At 51.5% G+C, this 3,353-nt stretch carries 2 rRNA genes; both read right to left on the reverse strand.

Annotated features, from left to right (window positions below):
* Window positions 1–27: 27 nt before the first annotated feature.
* A 5S ribosomal RNA gene (gene rrf, locus B0E42_RS28675) occupies window positions 28–143 on the reverse strand.
* Between the two features lie 155 nt (window positions 144–298).
* Window positions 299–3,190: ribosomal RNA gene (locus B0E42_RS28680) — 23S ribosomal RNA — on the reverse strand.
* Window positions 3,191–3,353: the final 163 nt, after the last annotated feature.

The following is a 3,353-nucleotide window of genomic DNA, read 5'->3' on the forward strand; positions in this document are numbered from 1 at the left end:
TCAGCAGATAGGGGTTTCGGAATTTAATCTTGACGATGACCTACTCTCACATGGGGAAACCCCACACTACCATCGGCGATGCATCGTTTCACTGCTGAGTTCGGGATGGGATCAGGTGGTTCCAATGCTCTATGGTCGTCAAGAAATTCGGGTACTGAGTCGTGGCCCGTTGGCCTCGCTTCAGCAAATTGGGTATGTGATAGCGTCGGTGTTTTGTGAGATTCGAACTTTCGGTTCGTTTCGTCTTCACACACCGCAATCTGGTCTCTTTCGAGTTCGCAAATTGCTTGGGTGTTATATGGTCAAGCCTCACGGGCAATTAGTACAGGTTAGCTCAACGCCTCACAGCGCTTACACACCCTGCCTATCAACGTCGTAGTCTTCGACGGCCCTTCAGGGGACTCAAGGTCCCAGTGAGATCTCATCTTGAGGCAAGTTTCCCGCTTAGATGCTTTCAGCGGTTATCTTTCCCGAACATAGCTACCCGGCAATGCCACTGGCGTGACAACCGGAACACCAGAGGTTCGTCCACTCCGGTCCTCTCGTACTAGGAGCAGCCCCTCTCAAATCTCAAACGTCCACGGCAGATAGGGACCGAACTGTCTCACGACGTTCTAAACCCAGCTCGCGTACCACTTTAAATGGCGAACAGCCATACCCTTGGGACCGGCTTCAGCCCCAGGATGTGATGAGCCGACATCGAGGTGCCAAACACCGCCGTCGATATGAACTCTTGGGCGGTATCAGCCTGTTATCCCCGGAGTACCTTTTATCCGTTGAGCGATGGCCCTTCCATACAGAACCACCGGATCACTAAGACCTACTTTCGTACCTGCTCGACGTGTCTGTCTCGCAGTCAAGCGCGCTTTTGCCTTTATACTCTACGACCGATTTCCGACCGGTCTGAGCGCACCTTCGTACTCCTCCGTTACTCTTTAGGAGGAGACCGCCCCAGTCAAACTACCCACCATACACTGTCCTCGATCCGGATAACGGACCTGAGTTAGAACCTCAAAGTTGCCAGGGTGGTATTTCAAGGATGGCTCCACGCGAACTGGCGTCCACGCTTCAAAGCCTCCCACCTATCCTACACAAGCAAATTCAAAGTCCAGTGCAAAGCTATAGTAAAGGTTCACGGGGTCTTTCCGTCTAGCCGCGGATACACTGCATCTTCACAGCGATTTCAATTTCACTGAGTCTCGGGTGGAGACAGCGCCGCCATCGTTACGCCATTCGTGCAGGTCGGAACTTACCCGACAAGGAATTTCGCTACCTTAGGACCGTTATAGTTACGGCCGCCGTTTACCGGGGCTTCGATCAAGAGCTTCGCGTTAGCTAACCCCATCAATTAACCTTCCGGCACCGGGCAGGCGTCACACCCTATACGTCCACTTTCGTGTTTGCAGAGTGCTGTGTTTTTAATAAACAGTCGCAGCGGCCTGGTATCTTCGACCGGCGTGGGCTTACGCAGCAAGTGCTTCACCCTCACCGGCGCACCTTCTCCCGAAGTTACGGTGCCATTTTGCCTAGTTCCTTCACCCGAGTTCTCTCAAGCGCCTTGGTATTCTCTACCCAACCACCTGTGTCGGTTTGGGGTACGGTTCCTGGTTACCTGAAGCTTAGAAGCTTTTCTTGGAAGCATGGCATCAACCACTTCGTCACCCAAAGGGTAACTCGTCATCAGCTCTCGGCCTTGGAATCCCGGATTTACCTAAGATTCCAGCCTACCACCTTAAACTTGGACAACCAACGCCAAGCTGGCCTAGCCTTCTCCGTCCCTCCATCGCAATAACCAGAAGTACAGGAATATTAACCTGTTTTCCATCGACTACGCTTTTCAGCCTCGCCTTAGGGACCGACTAACCCTGCGTCGATTAACGTTGCGCAGGAAACCTTGGTCTTTCGGCGTGGGTGTTTTTCACACCCATTGTCGTTACTCATGTCAGCATTCGCACTTCTGATACCTCCAGCAAGCTTCTCAACTCACCTTCACAGGCTTACAGAACGCTCCTCTACCGCATCACTTACGTGATACCCGTAGCTTCGGTGTATGGTTTGAGCCCCGTTACATCTTCCGCGCAGGCCGACTCGACTAGTGAGCTATTACGCTTTCTTTAAAGGGTGGCTGCTTCTAAGCCAACCTCCTAGCTGTCTAAGCCTTCCCACATCGTTTCCCACTTAACCATAACTTTGGGACCTTAGCTGACGGTCTGGGTTGTTTCCCTTTTCACGACGGACGTTAGCACCCGCCGTGTGTCTCCCATGCTCGGCACTTGTAGGTATTCGGAGTTTGCATCGGTTTGGTAAGTCGGGATGACCCCCTAGCCGAAACAGTGCTCTACCCCCTACAGTGATACATGAGGCGCTACCTAAATAGCTTTCGAGGAGAACCAGCTATCTCCGAGCTTGATTAGCCTTTCACTCCGATCCACAGGTCATCCGCTAACTTTTCAACGGTAGTCGGTTCGGTCCTCCAGTTAGTGTTACCCAACCTTCAACCTGCCCATGGATAGATCGCCCGGTTTCGGGTCTATTCCCAGCGACTAGACGCCCTATTAAGACTCGCTTTCGCTACGCCTCCCCTATTCGGTTAAGCTCGCCACTGAAAATAAGTCGCTGACCCATTATACAAAAGGTACGCAGTCACCCAACAAAGTGGGCTCCCACTGCTTGTACGCATACGGTTTCAGGATCTATTTCACTCCCCTCTCCGGGGTTCTTTTCGCCTTTCCCTCACGGTACTAGTTCACTATCGGTCAGTCAGTAGTATTTAGCCTTGGAGGATGGTCCCCCCATATTCAGACAAAGTTTCTCGTGCTCCGTCCTACTCGATTTCATGACTAAGAGATTTTCGCGTACAGGGCTATCACCCACTATGGCCGCACTTTCCAGAGCGTTCCGCTAATCTCAAAGCCACTTAAGGGCTAGTCCCCGTTCGCTCGCCACTACTAAGGGAATCTCGGTTGATTTCTTTTCCTCAGGGTACTTAGATGTTTCAGTTCCCCTGGTTCGCCTCTTGCACCTATGTATTCAGTACAAGATAACCATCTTATGATGGCTGGGTTCCCCCATTCAGACATCTCCGGATCAAAGTCTGTTTGCCGACTCCCCGAAGCTTTTCGCAGGCTACCACGTCTTTCATCGCCTCTGACTGCCAAGGCATCCACCGTATGCGCTTCTTCACTTGACCATATAACCCCAAGCAATCTGGTTATACTGTGAAGACGACATTCGCCGAAAATTCGATCTGGCTCTGAGAGCCACTCACAAATTTTACCTTAGCCTGATCCGTTACCAGTGAAAGTAACGTTCAGTCTATCTTTCTATCACATACCCAAATTTTTAAAGAACGA

Source organism: Pseudomonas sp. A25(2017), from assembly GCF_002001065.1.
GTDB lineage: Bacteria > Pseudomonadota > Gammaproteobacteria > Pseudomonadales > Pseudomonadaceae > Aquipseudomonas > Aquipseudomonas kilonensis.